18 protein-coding genes are annotated in these 16,722 nt (G+C 57.1%); 13 read left to right on the forward strand and 5 right to left on the reverse strand.

All coding sequences use genetic code 11. From position 1 onward, the window contains the following. The first annotated feature begins 36 nt into the window (after nt 1-36). The 6 genes from OKX01_RS05950 to flhF all read left to right on the forward strand — a co-directional run bounded on the left by OKX01_RS05950 (nt 37) and on the right by flhF (nt 8,013). Entirely contained in the window at nt 37-1,095 is a 1,059-nt protein-coding gene (locus tag OKX01_RS05950; RefSeq protein ID WP_094196097.1) for a protein-glutamate methylesterase/protein-glutamine glutaminase, read from the forward strand. Between the two features lie 44 nt (nt 1,096-1,139). Next, entirely contained in the window at nt 1,140-1,529 is a 390-nt protein-coding gene (gene cheY / locus OKX01_RS05955) for a chemotaxis response regulator CheY (protein WP_094196098.1), read from the forward strand. 13 nt (nt 1,530-1,542) lie between these two features. Then, nucleotides 1,543-2,184, forward strand: coding sequence for a protein phosphatase CheZ (gene cheZ / locus OKX01_RS05960; RefSeq protein WP_108727136.1), 642 nt, complete (start codon nt 1,543-1,545; stop codon nt 2,182-2,184). A 215-nt stretch (nt 2,185-2,399) separates the two neighbouring features. Beyond that, complete coding sequence (gene flhB / locus OKX01_RS05965) at nt 2,400-3,560, forward strand: flagellar biosynthesis protein FlhB (RefSeq protein WP_230018712.1); 1,161 nt, start codon at nt 2,400-2,402, stop codon at nt 3,558-3,560. Then, entirely contained in the window at nt 3,557-5,668 is a 2,112-nt protein-coding gene (flhA, locus tag OKX01_RS05970; RefSeq protein WP_094196101.1) for a flagellar biosynthesis protein FlhA, read from the forward strand. The genes flhB and flhA overlap by 4 nt, the downstream gene beginning before the upstream one ends. Beyond that, nucleotides 5,665-8,013, forward strand: a complete 2,349-nt coding sequence (gene flhF / locus OKX01_RS05975; RefSeq protein WP_264672607.1) for a flagellar biosynthesis protein FlhF — start codon at nt 5,665-5,667, stop codon at nt 8,011-8,013. Before flhA ends, flhF begins: the two co-directional genes overlap by 4 nt. Before the next feature lie 41 nt (nt 8,014-8,054). Here flhF and OKX01_RS05980 read toward each other — a convergent pair whose 3' ends face one another. The 5 genes from OKX01_RS05980 to flgA all read right to left on the reverse strand — a co-directional run bounded on the left by OKX01_RS05980 (nt 8,055) and on the right by flgA (nt 11,404). Then, nucleotides 8,055-9,329, reverse strand: a complete 1,275-nt coding sequence (locus OKX01_RS05980; RefSeq protein WP_264672608.1) for a type II toxin-antitoxin system HipA family toxin — start codon at nt 9,327-9,329, stop codon at nt 8,055-8,057. Between the two features lie 20 nt (nt 9,330-9,349). After that, nucleotides 9,350-9,613: a helix-turn-helix domain-containing protein gene (locus tag OKX01_RS05985; protein ID WP_052363008.1), complete on the reverse strand. Its 264-nt coding sequence runs from the start codon at nt 9,611-9,613 to the stop codon at nt 9,350-9,352. A 249-nt stretch (nt 9,614-9,862) separates the two neighbouring features. Then, nucleotides 9,863-10,312 (reverse strand): flagellar export chaperone FlgN, encoded by a 450-nt coding sequence (flgN, locus tag OKX01_RS05990; protein WP_108727138.1) that lies wholly within the window; start codon nt 10,310-10,312, stop codon nt 9,863-9,865. Nucleotides 10,313-10,327: 15 nt separating this feature from the next. Then, a complete protein-coding gene (gene flgM / locus OKX01_RS05995; RefSeq protein ID WP_094196104.1) occupies nt 10,328-10,615 on the reverse strand; it encodes a flagellar biosynthesis anti-sigma factor FlgM in 288 nt (95 codons plus the stop codon). Between the two features lie 84 nt (nt 10,616-10,699). Beyond that, on the reverse strand, nt 10,700-11,404 hold the full coding sequence (gene flgA / locus OKX01_RS06000; RefSeq protein WP_094196105.1) for a flagellar basal body P-ring formation chaperone FlgA: 705 nt from the start codon (nt 11,402-11,404) through the stop codon (nt 10,700-10,702). Nucleotides 11,405-11,578: 174 nt separating this feature from the next. Here flgA and flgB point away from each other — a divergent pair, with 174 nt between their 5' ends. Genes flgB through OKX01_RS06035 form a run of 7 tightly spaced genes read left to right on the forward strand, consistent with a single transcriptional unit; the run spans nt 11,579 to nt 16,708 of the window. After that, on the forward strand, nt 11,579-11,995 hold the full coding sequence (gene flgB, locus OKX01_RS06005; RefSeq protein ID WP_094196106.1) for a flagellar basal body rod protein FlgB: 417 nt from the start codon (nt 11,579-11,581) through the stop codon (nt 11,993-11,995). A gap of 12 nt (nt 11,996-12,007) precedes the next feature. Beyond that, on the forward strand, nt 12,008-12,412 hold the full coding sequence (flgC, locus tag OKX01_RS06010) for a flagellar basal body rod protein FlgC (protein ID WP_094196107.1): 405 nt from the start codon (nt 12,008-12,010) through the stop codon (nt 12,410-12,412). A gap of 23 nt (nt 12,413-12,435) precedes the next feature. After that, nucleotides 12,436-13,128 (forward strand): flagellar hook capping FlgD N-terminal domain-containing protein, encoded by a 693-nt coding sequence (locus tag OKX01_RS06015; protein WP_264672609.1) that lies wholly within the window; start codon nt 12,436-12,438, stop codon nt 13,126-13,128. 53 nt (nt 13,129-13,181) lie between these two features. Continuing rightward, the gene (flgE, locus tag OKX01_RS06020; protein WP_125277755.1) at nt 13,182-14,414 is read left to right on the forward strand and encodes a flagellar hook protein FlgE; all 1,233 of its coding nucleotides are present in this window, start codon (nt 13,182-13,184) and stop codon (nt 14,412-14,414) included. Between the two features lie 8 nt (nt 14,415-14,422). Continuing rightward, nucleotides 14,423-15,172, forward strand: coding sequence for a flagellar basal-body rod protein FlgF (gene flgF / locus OKX01_RS06025; RefSeq protein ID WP_108727141.1), 750 nt, complete (start codon nt 14,423-14,425; stop codon nt 15,170-15,172). Between the two features lie 44 nt (nt 15,173-15,216). Then, nucleotides 15,217-16,002, forward strand: a complete 786-nt coding sequence (flgG, locus tag OKX01_RS06030; protein ID WP_094196111.1) for a flagellar basal-body rod protein FlgG — start codon at nt 15,217-15,219, stop codon at nt 16,000-16,002. A gap of 19 nt (nt 16,003-16,021) precedes the next feature. After that, a complete protein-coding gene (locus OKX01_RS06035) occupies nt 16,022-16,708 on the forward strand; it encodes a flagellar basal body L-ring protein FlgH (protein WP_108727142.1) in 687 nt (228 codons plus the stop codon). Nucleotides 16,709-16,722: the final 14 nt, after the last annotated feature.

Below are 16,722 nucleotides of genomic sequence, written 5' to 3' on the forward strand. Positions count from 1 at the left end.
GCTCTGTTGGCGCTTGAAATCGGGATTATGAGTAGCATGAAGAAAATTCGAGTTTTGTGTGTAGATGACTCCGCCTTGGTGCGCAGCCTGATGGTGGAAATTATCAATAGCCATGCGGATATGGAAGTGGTGGCCGTTGCCCCCGATCCGCTGGTGGCGCGAGAGCTGATCAAAGAGCACAATCCGGATGTCTTGACGCTGGATGTCGAGATGCCCCGCATGGACGGTCTGGACTTTCTGGAGCGTCTGATGCGCTTGCGTCCCATGCCCGTGGTGATGGTGTCCTCGCTGACCGAGCGCAATTCGGACGTGACCTTGCGCGCGTTGGAGCTGGGTGCAGTGGACTTTGTGACCAAGCCCAAGCTGGGTCTGCGCGATGGTCTGCTGGATTATTCGGACCTGATTGCCGACAAGATCCGTGCCGCCTCCATTGCCCGTCCGCGCCGTGCTGTCCCGGCAGTGCCAGGCTCGGCCCCGGTGCGTCGCTTGACGCATAATTTTTCAACGACTGAAAAACTCATCATGATTGGCGCCTCCACCGGTGGCACCGAGGCGATTCGTCAGGTGCTGGAGCCCTTGCCCGCCAACTGCCCGGCCATCATGATCACTCAACACATGCCAGCCGGTTTCACGCGCTCGTTCGTAAACCGGCTGGATGGTCTGTGCTCCATGCAGGTGCACGAGGCGGAAGATGGCCAACGCGTGTTGCCCGGTCACGTGTATCTGGCTCCTGGTGGCGTGGCGCACATGAAGCTGGCCCGCTCGGGTGCCAACTATGTGGTCAAACTGGTGGACAGTGAACCTGTCAATCGCCACCGGCCCTCGGTCGATGTGCTGTTTCACTCTGCCGCCGAACTGGCCGGACGCAATGCCGTGGGGGTCATTCTGACTGGTATGGGCAAGGATGGCGCGCAAGGTTTGCTGGCCATGAAACAGGCCGGTGCCATGACGTTTGCCCAGGACGAGGCCACCAGCGTGGTCTTTGGCATGCCGCGTGAAGCCTTGCAAATTGGCGCAACCGACATAGCGTTGCCCTTGGGGCAGATTAGCGAACGAATTCTGGCCAGTGTGGGGGCTTTTGGGCACCGTGTATAAACGGTCCTGAACGCACTGGCATGCTACTCATTTGGAGAATGTAAATGGTACAAAAAAATATAAAAATTCTCGTCGTCGATGACTTTCCCACCATGCGCCGGATTATCAAGAACCTGCTCAAGGATCTGGGATACGAGAATGTAGACGAAGCAGAAGATGGTCAGATGGGCTTGGAAAAATTGCGTAATGGCAATTTTGAGTTTGTAGTCTCTGACTGGAACATGCCGAATCTGGACGGGCTGGAGATGCTCAAGCAGATTCGCGCCGATGCCAGCCTGTCTTCTTTGCCGGTGCTGATGGTGACGGCCGAGGCCAAAAAAGAGAACATTATTGCCGCCGCTCAGGCGGGCGCCAATGGCTACGTCGTCAAGCCCTTTACCGCCGCAACGCTGGAAGAGAAGCTGAACAAGATCTTCGAGAAAATGGCCGGTTAATACGGAGTACGTCATGGATCCACAGCAAACATCGAATCATCCCGACCCCCAGAGCGTACCGGTTGATCTGGTTTACCGCATCGCCAATCTGACCCGTCTGTTGCGGGAAAGCATGCGCGAATTGGGTCTGGATCAGGCCATTAAAGATGCCGCGCACGCGATTCCGGATGCCCGCGATCGTCTGCACTATGTGGCTCGCATGACTGAGCAGGCCGCCAACCGGGTGCTCAATGCAGCCGAGCAAGTGCGTCCTTTGCAAGAGTCCCTGCAGGCAGACGCCCAGGCGCTGGATGCCGAATGGGACCAATGGTTTGAACAGCCCCTGGACCAGGATCAGGCTCGCGAACTGGTCAAGCGCACCCGTGGTTTTTTGCGCGATGTGCCTGTCAAGGCCCAGCAGACGCAGGACAATCTGCTGGAAATCATCATGGCTCAGGATTTTCAGGATCTGACCGGTCAGGTGATCACGCGCATGCTCGGTGTGGTCGGTACGATTGAAACCGAACTGGTTCAGGTGCTGGTCGATAACGTTCCTACAGAAAAACGTGAAGAAACTCATAGCCTTATCAATGGTCCGGTGGTCTCGCCCGTAGCCTCGGAAGTGGTCACCAGCCAGGATCAAGTGGACGATTTGCTGGCCAATCTGGGCTTTTGATTTCTGGTCCTACCTGATCATTGGGTTTGCTTTCTTAAGGCGCTGCGCATTGCAGCGCCTTTTTGCTTGTGAGGAACAGCCTGCTTTTATCAGGCTTTCTCCGCGCTATCAGAGCCACAGCCCTCTTTTAGAATGACCCCGCAGCATGCCGTGCGAGCGCAAAATGTGTGCTGCGCGCGTGATTCATTCTTTCAACTCCTGCGTCTTGGCAGTCCATGGCAGAAGACAGCGATCTCGAAAAAACAGAACCGGCCTCACCCCGGCGCCTGGAAAAGGCGCGGGAGGAAGGGCAGGTAGCGCGTTCCAGAGAGCTGACTACCTTCCTGATGCTGCTGGCCGGGATAGGCGGAATCTGGATTGGGGCCGGCTATCTGTACGAGACCTTTGGCGGTATTGTGCGGCGCAGCGTCTGGTTTGATCCACGTGTCGCGCACGATCCCAGTGCCATGGTGATGCAGGCGGCCAGTCTGGCTGGTGAGGCACTAAAGGGGTTGGCGCCCTTGTTTTTGCTGCTGGTGGTGGTCGCGGTGATGGCCTCGATGGCGCTGGGCGGTATGAGCTTTAGCGGCAAGGCCCTGCAGCCCAAGTTCGAGCGCATGAATCCGGCCAAGGGCATCCAGCGCATGTTTTCCATGCAGACGGTCGTGGAGCTGATCAAAACCCTGGCCAAAGCTGGTCTGGTGGGCTCGGTGGCAATGTATGTCATCTGGACCGAGCGCGAACAGATGACGGCCTTGATGTATGTGCATCCCACGGCGGCTATTGCCACGGGGATGGAGCTGATCATCAAGTGTTGTGCCCTGATCGCTGCCAGTTTGCTGGTGATTGTATTGATTGATGCGCCCTGGCAGTTGTGGAGCTTTTACAAGAAGCTGCGCATGTCGCATCAGGATGTGAAAGAAGAGCATAAGGAAAGCGAAGGTGACCCGCACGTCAAAGGTCGCATTCGGCAGCAGCAACGGTCCATGGCCCGTTCGCGCATGATGTCTCAGGTACCGGGCGCTGATGTGGTGGTGACCAACCCCACGCATTACGCGGTGGCCTTGAAGTATCAGGACGGCAAGGGCGGTGCTCCCCGTGTGGTGGCCAAAGGCACGGGCTTGATTGCCGCCAAGATCCGAGGACTGGCGGCGGAGCATAACGTGGCCACGTTGCAGGCGCCTGCGCTGGCGCGGGCCCTGTACTTTAACGTTGAACTGGAGCGCGAGATTCCCGTGGATTTGTACTCGGCGGTGGCCGAAGTGCTGGCCTGGGTTTATCAGCTTCGTAACTGGAACAAGGGGCAGGGCGAGCGCCCGATCATGCCCACCCGATTGAACGTGCCGACAGGCATGGATGAAGGCCCACTGCGTTCGCGCAAACATGAAAAGCAATGAACAATTTTTTTGCCTTACTCAAACAAAATGGTGGCCAACACGCCCGGCTTTTAGCGGGTCCGGTGCTGATCCTCATGGTGATGGCCATGATGATTTTGCCCTTGCCCCCGTTTTTCCTGGACCTGTTGTTTACCTTTAACATCGCTCTGGCCGTCATGATCTTGCTGGTGGCCATGTTCACCAAAAAGCCATTGGACTTTGCCGCTTTCCCGGCCGTGCTGTTGTTTGCCACCTTGCTGCGCCTGGCCTTGAATGTGGCCTCCACGCGTGTGGTGCTGATGAACGGTCACAAGGGCCCGGATGCGGCTGGCCAGGTCATTGAGGCCTTTGGCCACTTTCTGGTCGGTGGCAGTTTTGCTGTTGGCCTGATCGTGTTCGTGATTTTGGTCATCATCAACTTTGTGGTGATTACCAAGGGCGCCGGGCGTATTGCGGAGGTGGGCGCACGCTTTACCCTGGATGCCTTGCCAGGCAAGCAGATGGCCATTGATGCGGACCTGAATGCCGGTTTGATCGGCGAGGACGATGCACGGCGCCGCCGCGCTGAGGTGTCGCAAGAGGCCGAGTTCTACGGTTCCATGGATGGTGCCAGTAAGTTCGTGCGCGGTGACGCCGTAGCGGGCCTGCTGATTATGGTCATCAACGTGATTGGTGGTCTGGTTATTGGTGTCGTGCAGCATGGTTTGAGCTTTTCGGAGGCCGGCCGCGTCTACACCTTGTTGACCATTGGTGATGGTCTGGTTGCCCAGATTCCTGCTTTGATCATCTCGACGGCTGCCGGTGTGGTGGTCTCGCGCGTGGCGACGGACGAAGACGTGGGCCAGCAGATGGTCAACCAGCTTTTCCGCAACCCTGTGGTGCTATATATCACGGCCGCAATTTTAGGCTTGATGGGTTTGATTCCCGGCATGCCCAATCTGGTGTTCTTGCTGCTGGCTGCGATTTTGGGAGCGGGCGCCTGGCTGATGCAAAAGCATCAGAACGAACAGGTGCAGCAAGCCACTGAACCCAACGACGAAGTCTTGGCGGCGGCTGACTCTGCTGCCAGCGAAGCTAGCTGGAATGATGTGTCCATGGTGGACCCCTTGGGCCTGGAAGTGGGCTATCGCCTGATCTCTTTGGTAGACCATGCGCAAAATGGCGAGCTGCTGCATCGTATCCGCAGCTTGCGTAAAAAGTTTGCGCAGGAAGTGGGCTTTTTGCCGCCTGTGGTTCACATTCGGGATAATCTGGAACTCAAGCCTAACGACTATCGCATTTTGCTGGCTGGGGTGGAAATTGGCCGTGGTACCGCAACGCCAGGCCAGTGGCTGGCCATTGATCCCGGTGGCGTCACCATGAAGCTGCCGGGTACACCGACTACGGATCCGGCTTTCGGTTTGCCGGCAGTATGGGTGGATGTCAGTATGCGCGAGCAGGCACAGATCGCGGGCTATACCGTGGTCGATGCCAGCACGGTCATTGCCACGCACATCAACCACTTGCTGCATCGCCACGGGGCCGATTTGCTGGGTCGTCAGGAAGTGCAGCAACTGCTCGATCATGTGGGCCGCGAAGCGCCCAAGCTGGTCGAGGATTTTGTGCCGCAAACCCTGTCTCTTAGCCTGTTGCTCAAGGTCTTGCGGGGCCTGCTGGCTGAGGACGTTCCTATTCGTGATATGCGCAGCATTGTGGAAACCTTGGCCGAGCATGCGCCGCGTATTCTGGCTCCTGGCGCGGTTCAGCCTGGCCAGGAGGCCGGTGAGCTGCTGGCTGTCTTGCGCGTGGCGCTGGGCCGCGCCATTGTGCAGCAGTGGTTCCCTGGCGAAGGCGAGTTGCGTGTGATCGGTCTGGATGCTCGTCTGGAGCGGGTCATGACGCAGGCGCTGACCAGCAGCGGTGCGCTCGAACCCGGACTGGCCGAGTCGGTATTGACCGATGCCATGCGGGCTACACAGTTCCAGGAAGAGCATGGTGATCCGCCTGTGCTGGTTGTGCCCCCCATTTTGCGGGCCACCTTGTCCCGTTTCCTGCGACACCACATTCCCCAGCTGGGTGTCTTGTCTAACGCTGAAATTCCTGAAGAACGCATCCTTCGGGTCACCACCATTATTGGTCAGTCTGAATGAATATAAGTCGCTTTTTTGGTAGTACCAGCCGTGAAGCCATGCGTCAGGTACGCATTGCCTTGGGCCCCGATGCCCTGATTGTGTCCAACCGTCGTGTCAATGGCGGGGTGGAGATTCTGGCGACGGATTCCAGCTCCGTGCCCGGTGCCGCCACCGAGCGTGCGCCCATGCCAGGCAGCGTGCCTCATCAGGCCGCCGGCATTCGTCAGCAGGAAGTGGCTCCGCCCCCAGCGGCTGACAATGTCATGGGCGCGATTGGGGCATTGCGTGGCGCATTGGAAGGACGCATGGATGATTTGGTCTGGAGTCACCAGATGCGTCGCACGCCTGTGGCGGTGAATCTGTTTCAGAGCCTGTTGTCGCAAGGTTTCAGTACCGCCTTGTTGCGTGCCATGCTCAAGCGTTTGCCCGAGGAGCTGGGCGCGCGTGCGGCCTTGCAATGGGTACGTACAGAGTTGGAAACCCATTTGCCGGTGCTGCGTTCTGAGGACTCCTTGTGGCAGCCTGGCTTGGCCTTGGCCTTGGTGGGGCCCACGGGAGTGGGCAAGACCACCACGCTGGCCAAATTGGCGGCTCGAGCCGTGCGTCGTTTCGGTCCCGATAAAGTGGTTTTGCTAACTACCGATACGTATCGGATCGGTGCGCATGAGCAATTGAAAATTTATGGCGATTTGATGCGGGTCGCCGTGCATATTGTCCAGGATGTGGCGCAACTGCGTAGTGTGATGCTGGGCGTGCGACCCGATCAGGTGATCCTGATCGACAATATGGGCATCAGCCAGCGTGACCGCTATGTGCGTGAGCAGGCCGCTTTGCTGGCCGGTGCCGGACGCCGGGTGCAGCGTTTGCTGGTGCTCAATGCGGCCAGCCAAGGCGATACCCTGGATGAGGTGGCACGTAGCTATACGCACGATGGTGGCACTGCGCTCAGTGGCTGCATCATCTCCAAAGTGGACGAGGCCATCAAGCTGGGCGGCCCTCTGGATACCGCCATCCGCTTCAAATTGCCCATTCATTACGTGTCTAACGGCCAGAAAGTGCCCGAGGATCTACGCTTTATGAGCGCTGCCGAACTGGTCGACTCGGCCTTGCAGGTACGCGAGGGTCAGCGCCCCCTGTACGCGCCCAGTTCTGGCGATCTGGCGGCCTTGCTGGAAAGCGGCGGGCACTCCGCACAGGAACTGCAAGCCGAACAAGAGCGCCGGGCGCGGGTTTTGCCGCGCCTGTTGTCGGCAGCCTCTGCCGGTGGCCCTATTTCCCCGGAGCAGGCCCGTCGCGCTGCGGCGGATCTGGACGAACGCTTGGCCTGCGCCGAAGCCTATGATTTTTGGCGTGATTTGCATGCGCCCAATGCCTCCGTTCAGGATGGGGCGGCGGCGCAACGGGCGCAAGGCTTGATGCGTGCCGCGTGTCAGGAGGTCAGCGAAGGCAATATGTCCCGTTTGCTTGTGATCCACGCAGATCATCAACCGGCGGGTGCTCAGGAACAATGCTCTTTTAGCTTTCTGTTCAGCCCCAAAGGGCAGGCCCTCAGTATTCCGTACTATCAGCGGCAAACTCCGTCGCAGTGGTCGGATGTGCGTGGTGTGCGCAGTATGGAGCGGCCCAGCCCCACCCAGGCACTGAATCAGGCCATGCAGGTTCTGAACGCTCAGGCCCAGCCTGTGAATTTGCTGCATATTTTCGAAGGTGGTTCGCCCACGATGTGGCGTCAATGGGCCGATATGCAAGCCGATTGGCTGGCTCTGATTCCAGGCGCGACTTCCTTGTGGCACAAAGACGGCAAGACCACGCCTAATGCCTTGAGCAAACAGTTGGCTTTTCACGCCATTCCTGATTTGGCAGCGCGCCTGCATCTGGAAACACTGGGACGTGCCAAGCTGGGTGAAATTGCCTTGTGGTATGCCGTGGAGCCGGTGCAATTGCGGCACCGCAATGCCGAGCCTGTTCATCTGGATTTGATCGTCTTGCGTACCGTTGCTCGTCACGATGGCAAAGTGTTGAAAACCCGCTTTGCTTTGATGCATCATTGCGTCGGCTCCGAGGCCATTGCCCCGGCTAGTCTGGCCTGCTACATGATGCTGCGTAGCGAGGTACAGGAAATGGCACGTTTGTTTAATGCGGTGCGTGGCTTGTTGCCTGCCAGCAATTCCGAGTTTGAAGAAGAGCTCCATTTGCTGGCTGCTGCTCAATTAACGCTGGCTTCCTGGGATTTGTTGCAGGCGCCGGATAATCGGGGAGTGCGGCAACTCAGTGCGCGTTTGCTGGGCAAGCCGAACCTGAAGTCCGGGCAGTCAGTCGATGCGCTGGTAAAGATGCTGGTGCTGAAAGAAGCGATGAGCTAAATCCAGCGAGATTGAAAAAGCCTGCCACACGGCAGGTTTTTTTATTTCAAGCGCTGCAAATTGCTGCTTAGTCCCTGGAAGAGGGCGTCTTTGATATGTTCAGGGAAATGCGCTGGCAATCGTGCCGCGACATTTTGAATGGCTGGCTCCACAAGCTGGTGAAGGTCTTCGATTAAGGATTCAGTGGCTTGCTGTCCTATATAGGTTTTTCCTACGGCAAGCCAATGCCGGAGAAGCATTTCCTGCATCTTGTAGCGAGTGTTGCTGGTGCGTAGTGCCATCGCCATTTTGACGTGCTGAATAGGGCATTGATTTTGTTTTGTGCCTACCCAAGGCCAGGCCGAGAGCACATCGTAAAGTGGTGCCAGACGGAAGTAGCCGCCAGGTTCTATGGCCAGGCTGAAGTTCTTGGCATGGCCATCTGGGGCGGCCAGCAAGTAAAACACCAACAAAGTTTTGAAGAAAGCCTGTCGGTCAGCCAGAGCATTGGACGAGCCGGATAAGACCTGCATGATGGCATGGATGCCAGGGCCACCGTCGGACTCGTATTTGGCATGGGAAGGCAAACCACTTGCCTGTAACAGGTCTTCATGGGGCAGGCGTATCAAATGACCATGACGGCTCCAGGCACGGTCAAAGCGCTCCACGATGAGAACCTTTTGATCTTCAAACTGGCCAATTTGGGTTTGGGCGACATTCAAGCCCAGTTCTTTGAGCAGCTCCATGCAGAGCCATTCGTTTTCCACCGAGTGGCTCAGATCAAAGCGGACATTGCCCGCCAATCCTAAGGGTAGTTTGAAGATGTGTGAGCTGGGTGTCGATCCCTGCGGAATGTGCCATTGCCCGTGATGCCATAACAGAGCCGTTTTTTCCTGGGCACCTGCCAGTGAAAAACGAAAGTCTTCGGGGGCCAGATCCTGGCGGGCGGTAATTGTGCCGCGTAAATGTTCGGCAACGTCGCTTTCAGTGAGAGGGCGGGCCGTGAGGGTGTGAATATCCGGCGCTGGAGAGTTCTCAGGCAGAAGTTGCACGGCACCAGCAGCATCCCGACCTATTGCTTCGAGCAAGGCAAACGTTTCCAGCGAACGGGTCTTGAAGCGGGAGGCGATGCGTTGGCGAATCCCGGGATTGTCGGGCAGTAGATTGTCAAAGTAGTTGTCTACGACCTCGCCACGAAGTGCTTCATTGTTGAATGTAAAGGGTAGGGATAGAGACAGCGGCCGGCCTTGAGGATGGGCGATCCAGTCTGGTGCGTAGCGAAGTTGTGATGAGCCGTGGGTAGGCTTATACCACTTTCCAACGAAGAGACCATTCATCCACAGGTCCAGAACAGGCATCACCACTCCATAGATTCAGGTTTGTCAGGTTCGTGAGCGTCAATAATGGAGATCTTGGCTTCCAGGACGGCCAGAACCGAAAACAGGTTTTTAAGCGATAAGCCCGACGCGTCATTTTCCATGCGCGAAATGGCTTGCTGCGTCGTGTTCAGCTTGTCTGCCAGCTCTATCTGACTCCAGCCTTTACGCTTGCGCAGCGAGCGGATGAGCTTGGGCATTTGCTCCGGGCTGTGCAGTGCAATGGCGTCTAGTCTTGTTGGCATCGCCTAGCTCCTTTGAATTCTAAATACAATAAATTTGATGTATTTTAAACATACATCGTTTTTGGTGTATTCAAAGAATACATCATATTTAATGTAATGGAGTTCAGGCATGCGGACATTCAGGCGTTCAGCCCTTGTACCTTAGCGTGGCTTGCAGCGTTCTCCGTATTCAGGCAGGACAAAAAAAGCGCCAACTATTTAGTTGGCGCTTTCAGTCTCTGGCATGACCCTGCTTGAGTCTGTTGGGGCTTAAGCCTTCAAGCTCAAGGAAGACTGCGTGTTCTGTGTTTTCCCGGATGCGTCGTAAAACGTGTTGCGGCCCGTAAAGGCTTCCAGCGCGTCCAGGTTCTGTTGGGTATCGATCAAAAAGGTGTCAACCAGAATGCGGTTATTGTCGCTGGCGTTGCGCACTTTCTCGCTGAGCTCGATCAGTTGTTCCAGCTCGTCTTCCAGTTCGTCTTCTTCCGCGGCGTAGCGCAGACCTTGAAGGTTGTTCTCCAGTTCGCGCTCTTGCAGGAGTTGAGCACGGCTCTGGTCCAGTTGTTCGATGCGTTCAAGTAACTGGTACTTGCGCAGGGTAATCTGGGCCAGCTCTTCGGGCACGAAGCTGCGCAGTAGCAGGGTGTGTTCTTCTACCAATAGCTGCTCAAAATCCAACAGGCTCTGGTGTTGATCGGCAAGACAGGTTTGCAAAGACATGGCCGTTTCGGGAGGTTACTTGAGAAGATCGCGCACGGAGGCAATCAGGGAGTCGGCAATCCGACTGGTATCAATCTTGAGCTCGCCTGCTGCAATGGCCTCGCGCAAGGCCTGGACTTTTTGCATGTCTACATCGGCGCTGCTGTCTTGCAGCGAATTGAGCTGGCGGGCGGCGGCGCTGAAGTCCACTTCGTTGGTGCTGCCGCTGTTGTACGCTTGGTGCGCACGATTCGAACCCGTACTGCGTTCTGCGGTAGTGGTTTCAGCAAGCGGTGTCTTGAGGGAGGAGGGGCTGATCTTCACGTGTTTCTCCGTGCGGCCTGTTCTTTGCGTTGATCTTGTAACGGCGCTCTGGAGGCAAACTTTAGCATGCTCATCGGATTTAGTTTAGAGAACGACCTGAACCGTGGACGCATCCAGTACCGTGGCTGAAATCACTTGCCCTGAACTGGCCTTGATCTGAATCTGGGTGCCCGGTGCGCCACTTTGCAAGGCCTGGCCCTCGCCGGTGGCGACAAAGCCCGCGCCACGTGCAACGGTTCGCACTGTCTGGCCGCGCATAATCGACTGTGGATCGCGCAGCGCCGAGGCGCGTATCGCACTGCCTAAAGGAATACGCTGGCTGGCGACATAACCGATGATCTGCTCGGGGTTGATGACCACGCCGTTGGCCAGGGCCAGCAAATCTCCTTCGCGTTCAAGCAGGTCGTCCTGATGGATCGTCTCGCCCGGATTGATGCGGCGGTTGGGGACGTAATAGTGTCCTTGGATAGAAAGGGTGGCACCTATGGAGGTGCTCCAGCTTTGTGGGCTCAGGCAGCGCACACCGATGCTCATACGCGATCGCAGACGCTGGCCGCTGGGCAGAAAAAACTGGTTTTGAGTGCAGGCGGGCATGGCGTGCAGGCGCGATGCATCCAGCGTGATGGTGGCGATGCCAGGATACATCTGCGCTTGCTGGAGCAGGTAGTCCTGCGCCTGATCCTGCATAGCTTGCACACTGAGAGCCTGAACGTCCTCTTGAGCGCGTACGCTTGCTGTCGCACCCAAGGTAAACAGACACAGGCAGGTCAGGAGTCTATATAAGGTCATGGCTGAATTTTACGGACTCGGCAGCCAGGTCAAGAGCTGAATTGGCCGATAAATTGCGTTTTGTTCCCGGGTTTGTGAAGCAGTACCTCTGGCTACCATGCTGTTATGACGGTGAAAAGGCGTGCGCGCGTTCACTGGATCTCAAACTTGAACACAGAATATTGGCTTGACTCCATGATTGATCGCATCGGTGAGCACCTGAAGTTTTACCAAACGGCACTGGCTTTGCGCCAGGAGCGCCAGGAGGTGTTGGCCTCCAATATTGCCAATGCCGACACGCCCAACTACAAGGCCAGAGATATGGACTTTACGGCCGCCATGAAGGCGGCTTTAGGGGGGCAAGGGCAGATGGCCTTGCCCAATACCAGCTTGGCCTTGACGTCCGCCCGCCATATTCCCGCCCAGGCAAGCCGTCCACCCAGTACGGACGAGTTGCTCTATCGCGTTCCTGTACAACCTTCTTTAGACGGCAATACGGTCGAGATGGACGTGGAGCGCATGCAATTTGCCGATAACACCTTGCACTATCAAAGCACGATCAACCTGGCGTCCCAGCGATTGAAAGGCTTGATGGCGGCCTTGCAACAGTAATAGCGAGTCTTCATGTCCAGTTTCAGTATTTTCCAGATAGCCGGCTCTGCGCTGACGGCTCAGTCCCAACGCATGAACGTGTCGGCCAGTAATCTGGCGAACGCCGATAGTGTGGTTGGGCCCGATGGCCAGCCTTACAAAGCTCGCCAGGTGGTGTTTCAAATGACCCCCCAGGGCAATAGTCCTGTGGGTGGTGTGCAGGTGGTGGGCGTGCAAGAGAGCACCGCACCTGGCCGTCTGCAATATGACCCTGGCAACCCGTACGCGGACGAGCAAGGTTACGTGACCCTGCCCAACGTGGATGTGGTGGCCGAGACCGTCAATATGCTGGCCGCCTCGCGCTCCTATCAGGCCAATGTGGAAGTGGTGAACACGTCCAAGAATCTGATGTTGCGTACCTTGACCATTGGTCAGTAAGCCGGTTTACGGAAAAAGAGAGCATGAGCACAGTCAATAACGATCGTACTTCCCTGGACCCCACCGCAGGAGCGATGGCCGGGGTGGATGCCCGTAACAAAAGCGCCATGGCCGAGACGGAAGACCGTTTTCTGACCATGCTGATTACGCAGTTGCGTAATCAGGACCCACTCAACCCTATGGATAACGCCCAGGTCACGACTCAGATGGCGCAGATGTCCACGGTGGCGGGGATTCAGCAGCTGAACAACACTTTGCTGGCGGTGGCCGGGCAAATGGACGTCAGCCAGTCCATGCAGGCCGCTAATCTGATCGGCAAGCAAGTGCTGGTGCCGGGCGCGAAAGTGTCTCTGGGGACCAGCCAGAGCGGCGAGAAAGTGGCTATGCCCTACGGAATTGATCTGGTCAGCGGGACGACTTCGACCGTGGTGCAGATCAAGGACAGCAGCGGCAAAGTGGTGCGTGAATACGATCTGGGTCCTAAAGAGGCGGGTGTGTACTCCATGGAGTGGGACGGCCTGGATAACGATGGTTTACCGCTGGCCGACGCCTCGTACACCGTCAGTGTCTTGGCCAGCAATGACGGCACGGCCGTCACCGCCAGTCCATTGACGCATGGCAAGGTCGATAGCGTGGCTTATACCTCCAGCGGTTTGATGCTGGATCTTGGCCTGACCGGTTCGTTCTCCCTGCTGGATATACGCAAAATCATGTAAGTGCCACCAGCCCGTCAGTGGGCTGGGCCAACACGACATTAAAAGGAAAGTTCATGAGCTTCGGACAAGGATTGAGTGGCTTGAACGCCGCCTCCCAAAACCTGGATTCTATCGGTAATAACATTGCCAACTCGGGCACCGTGGGCTACAAGGCCTCGACGGTTCAGTTTGCGGATGTGTATGCCAACTCCCGTATCGGTCTGGGTGTGCAGGTATCGCGTGTCAGCCAACGTTTTTCGGTCGGCAACATCAGTAACTCGGGCAATATGTTCGATATGGCCATTGACGGGGCAAATGGCTTGTTCCGTCTGGAGCAAAGCAACGGCGCCGTGCTGTTCTCGCGCAATGGCCAGTTCTTTCCAGACAAGGCCGGCTACCTGGTCAATGCCCAAGGTCATTACCTGACCGGTTACGGTGCAGGCAGCACTCAGTTGCAACGTCTGCAAGTGCCGTCGGCCAACGTGCCTCCCAAGGCCACGACGGCTCTGGATTTCAAGCCCAACTTGCCTGCGGATGCTGCGGCGATTCCTACAGAAGATGCCAGTGGTAATCCCATTAACGCATTCGATCCCACAGACGACACGACGTACAGCAACTCGTTTAGCTATTCCGTCTACGACTCGCTGGGTAACAGCCACGAAATTTCCCAATACTTTGTCAAGCGCCCCGCCAATGCGGCCGGTGAGAGTGTGTGGGACGTGTACTACATGAAAGGCAGCACACCGTTGTCGCCTGCCAGCGCGACCCTGACCTTTAACGGTTCAGGCGTGATGACCAGCCCCAATCCGGCTACCGTCAACGTCACCCTGGCCAATCCCGGTGGCAATGCCTCGCCCGCGGATGATCTGGTGTTTGATATGCGTTACACCGGCACCACCCAGTTCGGTGGCGAGTTTGCCAAGGGCAAGCCTTATCAGGACGGCTATGCCACGGGTGAGTACGCTGGCATGAACATCGACAAGGACGGCACCATGGTCGCGTCCTATACCAACGGTGTCACGCAGCGTCTGGGCTCGCTGGTGTTGGCTGACTTCAGCAACCTGCAAGGCCTGAGTCCAGTGGGCGGTAATGCCTGGGCCGAGACCGGCGCATCGGGTCAGCCTATCTTGGGTCGTCCTGGCGAGAACGGCCTGGCGTCGATCAAAGGTCAGGCGGTGGAAGATTCCAACGTGGATATGGGGCAGGAACTGGTCAATATGATTATTGCCCAGCGTACTTACCAGGCTAATGCCCAGACCATCAAGACACAGGATCAGGTTCTGCAAACCCTGGTCAACCTGCGTTAAGCCTTGTCATGGATCGCCTGATTTATACCGCCATGAATGGCGCCCAGCGCACGCTGGAACAACAAGACGTCATTACCAATAATCTGGCCAACGTGAACACGTCCGGTTTCCGCCAGCAACTGGCGTACTACCGTTCTGTTCCCGTTACCAGCGACGTGGGTTCGCAAACCCGCGTCGGCACGGCCACGGTGACGCCGGGCAGCCGCTTTCAGCCTGGTGCCATGGCCGAGACCGGCAATGCGCTGGATGTGGCCATTGCGGGCGAGGGCTGGTTTGCCGTTCGTGCGCTGGATGGCCAGGAAGCCTACACGCGGGCGGGCGATCTGGTGGTCAACGCCCAGAACCAGTTGGTGACACAAGGTGGCTTGCCCGTGCTAAGCGCCGATGGGCAGGCCATTGAAATTCCGGATCGCGGTTCGATCACCTTCTCCAGCGACGGTCAATTGACCGCCTTGGGTGCCGGTGACAACCCGCGCGATATCCAGGTGATGGGCCAGTTAAAGATGGTCAATCCCCCGTCAGCCGATTTGCTGCGTGGCCAGGATGGCTTGTTTCGCATGAACAATGGCGCGCCGGCCCCGGCTGATCCGTCGGTGCGCATGGTGTCGGGCTTCATCGAAAAAAGCAATGTGAACCCGGCGGAGGCGATGGTCGCGATGATTGCCAATGCGCGTCGTTTTGAGACCCAGATGAAGGTCATCCAGGACGCCAGCGCCCGCGAAGATCGGGCCAATTCTCTACTTTCATTTAATGGCTAAGCCGCGCCGATAGCGCAGGCATTGGCTTTAAGGATTACACACACATGATTCGCTCTCTGTGGATTGCCAAGACCGGTCTGGAAGCCCAGCAGACCAATATGGACGTTATCTCCAATAACTTGGCCAACGTAAATACCACCGGTTTCAAACGGACCCGTGCGGTGTTTGAAGACTTGATGTATCAAACCCTTCGTCAGCCCGGCGCTCAAGTAGGTGCGGCCAATCAGTTGCCTACGGGCTTGCAGATCGGTACCGGTGTGCGCACGGTGGCGACCGAGCGTATCCATAGCCAAGGTGACATGAAGCATACGGGTCACAATATGGATATTGCCATTCAGGGCAGCGGTTTTCTGCAAGTGGAAATGCCGGACGGCACCTTCGCCTACACGCGCGATGGCAGTTTGCAGCGCGACCAGAATGGTCAACTGGTTACCGCAGGTGGCTATCCTATTCAGCCTCCTATCAATATTCCCGATAACGCACTGGAACTGACGATTGCCCGTGATGGCACGGTATCGGTCACTCAGCCTGGTGCCGCAGGTGCCAGTGTGGAAGTGGGCCAGTTGCAACTGAGCACCTTCGTGAATCCGGCTGGCTTGCAAAGCATGGGCGAGAACCTGTACATCGAAACCGATGCCTCGGGTGCTGCCAACTTCCTGCAGCCCGGTATGGATGGCGCAGGTCTGGTCATGCACAAGTACAACGAAACCTCCAACGTCAACGTGGCCGAGGAACTGGTCAATATGATCAGTGCCCAGCGCGCCTACGAAATCAATAGCAAGGCCGTGTCCACCGCTGACCAGATGTTGGCTCGCCTGACGCAGCTGTAAACCTGAAGAGATCGTGACAATGTTCCAAGCTCTGTTGAGCCGTCTTGCACTGGGTGCGCTTGTTGTGCTGTCCGGTTGCGCGCTGGTGCCCCCTGAAGATGTGGTCACTGGCCCCTTGACCGCGGCCCCGCCACCGGCCGTTCCGGCGGCCGTGGTGGCCAATGGCTCTATCTACCAACCCTCGGCGTATGGCAACTACCCGCTGTTTGAAGACAGACGGCCCCGCAATGTGGGCGACATTGTCACCATCATGATTCAGGAGCGTACCAACGCTGCCAAGAATGTCTCGACCAACACGGATCGGACGGGGAGCGGTGGTCTGGACTTTACGGGTGTCCCGGCTTTCCTGCCCAATGAAATAGGCAGCAAACAGAACTTTGAGGTCAGCGGCTCGAACAAGGCGCAGGGCAAGGGTTCCAGTCGTGCCGATAATACCTTTACTGGCACCTTGACGACCACGGTAGTGGGCGTTTTGCCCAATGGCAACCTGCAGGTTGCGGGTGAAAAGCAGATCGCCATTAACCGTGGCAGCGAATACATCCGTTTTTCCGGCGTGGTGGACCCGCGCTCCATTTCCGGCAGCAGTACCGTGCCCTCCACTCAGGTGGCCGATGCCCGTATCGAGTTTCGTAGCAAAGGGGTCATGGATGAAGTCCAGACCATGGGCTGGCTACAGCGTTTTTTCCTGAATATTTCCCCGTTCTGAGCCTTTTGCTTGAT

The sequence above is a fragment of the Alcaligenes sp. SMD-FA genome, assembly GCF_025960365.1.
Lineage (GTDB): Bacteria > Pseudomonadota > Gammaproteobacteria > Burkholderiales > Burkholderiaceae_B > Alcaligenes > Alcaligenes aquatilis.